Annotated in this window: 3 protein-coding genes and 1 pseudogene; all 4 read left to right on the forward strand. The window is 70.6% G+C overall.

Going from position 1 to position 2678, the window contains the following annotated elements:
• Window positions 1-179 (forward strand): annotated as a pseudogene (locus N878_RS29600) (threonine-phosphate decarboxylase); the annotation flags it as partial.
• Window positions 176-1633: a cobyric acid synthase gene (locus tag N878_RS17225; protein WP_021444842.1), complete on the forward strand. Its 1458-nt coding sequence runs from the start codon at window positions 176-178 to the stop codon at window positions 1631-1633. The pseudogene N878_RS29600 and the gene N878_RS17225, both read left to right, overlap by 4 nt.
• Window positions 1634-1762: 129 nt before the next feature.
• A complete protein-coding gene (gene cobU, locus N878_RS17230; protein ID WP_021444843.1) occupies window positions 1763-2284 on the forward strand; it encodes a bifunctional adenosylcobinamide kinase/adenosylcobinamide-phosphate guanylyltransferase in 522 nt (173 codons plus the stop codon).
• Window positions 2281-2678, forward strand: a 398-nt coding sequence (locus N878_RS17235) for a nicotinate-nucleotide--dimethylbenzimidazole phosphoribosyltransferase (RefSeq protein WP_021444844.1), incomplete at its 3' end; no start/stop codon positions are given. The genes cobU and N878_RS17235, both read left to right, overlap by 4 nt.

Consider the following 2678-nt stretch of genomic DNA (forward strand, 5'->3'; position numbering starts at 1 on the left):
TCCAGTTCTGCTGCCCGCCGCGGGCCGGCGACTGGCACGTGGCGCTGGCGCGGCGCGGCATCCTGGTGCGGCTGTTTCCCTTTCTCGATAGCCTGCGCTTCGGCTTGCCGCCGCACGAGGCGGGCTGGCAGCGCCTGCAGCAGGCCCTGCGCGAGTGCGCCGAGGAGCTGGGGCAATGATCGGCGCCACTCTGATGGTGCAGGGCACCACCTCCGACGCCGGCAAGAGCACCCTGGTGACCGCCCTGTGCCGCTGGGCGCGGCGCCAGGGCGTGGCGGTGGCGCCGTTCAAACCGCAGAACATGGCGCTCAATTCGGCAGTGACGGCCGACGGCGGCGAGATCGGCCGCGCCCAGGCGGTGCAGGCCCAGGCCGCCGGCCTCGAACCTCACACCGACATGAACCCGGTGCTGCTCAAGCCCAACAGCGACACCGGCGCCCAGGTGATCATCCACGGCCGCGCGGTGGGCAATATGCAGGCGCTGGCCTATCACGGCTACAAGCAGGTGGCCATGGCCGCGGTGCTCCAGTCCCATGAGCGTCTGCGCCGGCAGTACCCGCTGGTGCTGGTGGAGGGCGCCGGTTCGCCGGCGGAGATCAACCTGCGCGCCGGCGATATCGCCAACATGGGCTTCGCCGAGGCGGTGGACTGCCCGGTGATCCTCATCGCCGATATCGACAAGGGCGGGGTGTTCGCCCACCTGGTCGGCACCCTGGCGCTGCTCAGCCCGTCCGAGCAGGCGCGCATCCAGGGCTTCGTGATCAACCGTTTTCGTGGCGACATCGCCCTGCTGCAACCGGGGCTCGATTGGCTGCAGCAGCGCACCGGCAAGCCGGTGCTCGGCGTGTTGCCCTACCTGATGGATTTCCACCTGGAGGCCGAGGACGCCGTCGACACCCGCCAGCAGGCCAAGGCCGAGGACGCGTTGCGGGTGGTGGTGCCGGTGCTGCCGCGCATCAGCAACCACACCGACTTCGACCCGCTGCGCCTGCACCCGCAGGTGCAGCTGAGTTTCGTCGGCCCTGGTCAGGCGATGCCGCCGGCCGACCTGATCGTCCTGCCCGGTTCCAAGAGCGTGCGCGCCGATCTGGCGCGGCTGCGCGAGCAGGGCTGGGACGCCGCCATCGCCCGTCATCTGCGCTACGGCGGCAAGCTGCTGGGCATCTGCGGCGGCCTGCAGATGCTCGGCCGGCACATCCACGACCCGCACGGCCTGGAAGGCGCCGCCGGCAGCAGCGAGGGCCTCGGTCTGCTCGATTTCGAAACGCGGCTGGAGCCGGAGAAACAATTGCGCAACGTGCGCGGCCGCCTGTGCCTGGAGCAGGCCGAGGTCAGCGGCTACGAGATTCATGCCGGGGTCAGCACCGGCGCCGGCCTCAATGGCGCGGTGAGCCTGGACGATGGCCGTCGCGACGGCGGCCTGAGCGGCGACGGTCAGGTGCTCGGCACCTACCTGCATGGCCTGTTCGAGCGCCCTGAAGCCTGCGCCGCGCTGCTGCGCTGGGCCGGGCTGCGCGAGGTGCAGGCGGTGGACTACCAGGCCCTGCGCGAGCGCGATATCGAGCGCCTGGCCGATCTGGTGGAGGCGCATCTGGATACCGATCAACTCAAGGCGCTCTGTGGCCTGGCGTAGGGTGGACGACGCTTTGTTCGTCCACCGCTGTGATCGCTGGACACCTGCCAATGGTGGATCGGTAAAGCGCGATCCACCCTACGTATTTGATCTGCCAACGGTGCGCACGGCGCACCCAACGGAGTGGACATGCTTGAACTGATCCTCGGCGGTGCCCGTTCCGGCAAGAGCCGGCTGGCGGAGAAGCTGGCGGCCGAGTCCGGCCTGGCGGTGGTGTATATCGCCACCAGCCAGGCGCTGGACGGCGAGATGAGTGCGCGCGTCGCCCAGCACCGTGCGCGCCGTCCGGCGCATTGGGCGCTGGTGGAGGAACCGGTGGCGCTGGCCCGTGTGCTGCGTGAGCAGGCGCGCGAGGAGCGCTGCCTGCTGGTGGACTGCCTGACCCTGTGGCTGACCAACCTGCTGCTCTTGGACGACGAGGCGCGCCTGGCCGCCGAGCGCGACGCGCTGCTCGACACCCTGGGCGAGCTGCCCGGGCGCATCCTGCTGGTCAGCAACGAGACCGGCCTGGGCGTGGTGCCCATGGGCGAGCTGACCCGCCGTTATGTCGACGAGGCCGGCTGGCTGCACCAGGCCCTGGCCGAACGCAGCCGGCGCGTGCAGTTCTGCGTCGCCGGGTTACCGATGATCCTCAAGGGAGAGGCGCTATGAGCCTGCACTGGTGGCAGGGCCCCTGCCAGCCGCTCGATCACGTGGCGCGGGCCAAGGCCGAGGCGCGCCAGCAACAGCTGACCAAACCGGCCGGCTCGCTCGGTCGCCTGGAAGCCCTGGCGATCCAGCTGGCGGCGCTGCAGGGCAGCGAGCGACCGAGGCTGGACAGGCTGTGGATCGCCATCTTCGCCGGCGATCACGGCGTGGTGGCCGAGGGCGTGTCGGCCTACCCGCAGGCGGTGACCGGGCAGATGCTGAGCAACTTCGTCCACGGCGGCGCAGCCATCAGCGTGCTGGCCGGCGAACTGGACGCCGCGCTGGAGGTGATCGACCTGGGCACCGCCGTGCCGCTCGAGCCGCTGCCCGGCGTGCGTCACCTGCAGGTCGGCGCCGG

Origin of the sequence: Pseudomonas sp. EGD-AK9 (genome assembly GCF_000465935.2) — a bacterium.
GTDB lineage: Bacteria > Pseudomonadota > Gammaproteobacteria > Pseudomonadales > Pseudomonadaceae > Aquipseudomonas.

Bases quoted from the DNA above. Each gene is read 5' to 3' on its own strand.
- N878_RS17225 (WP_021444842.1), top strand. From the start codon at position 176: ATGATCGGCGCCACTCTGATGGTGCAGGGCACCACCTCCGACGCCGGC.
- cobU (WP_021444843.1), top strand. From the start codon at position 1,763: ATGCTTGAACTGATCCTCGGCGGTGCCCGTTCCGGCAAGAGCCGGCTG.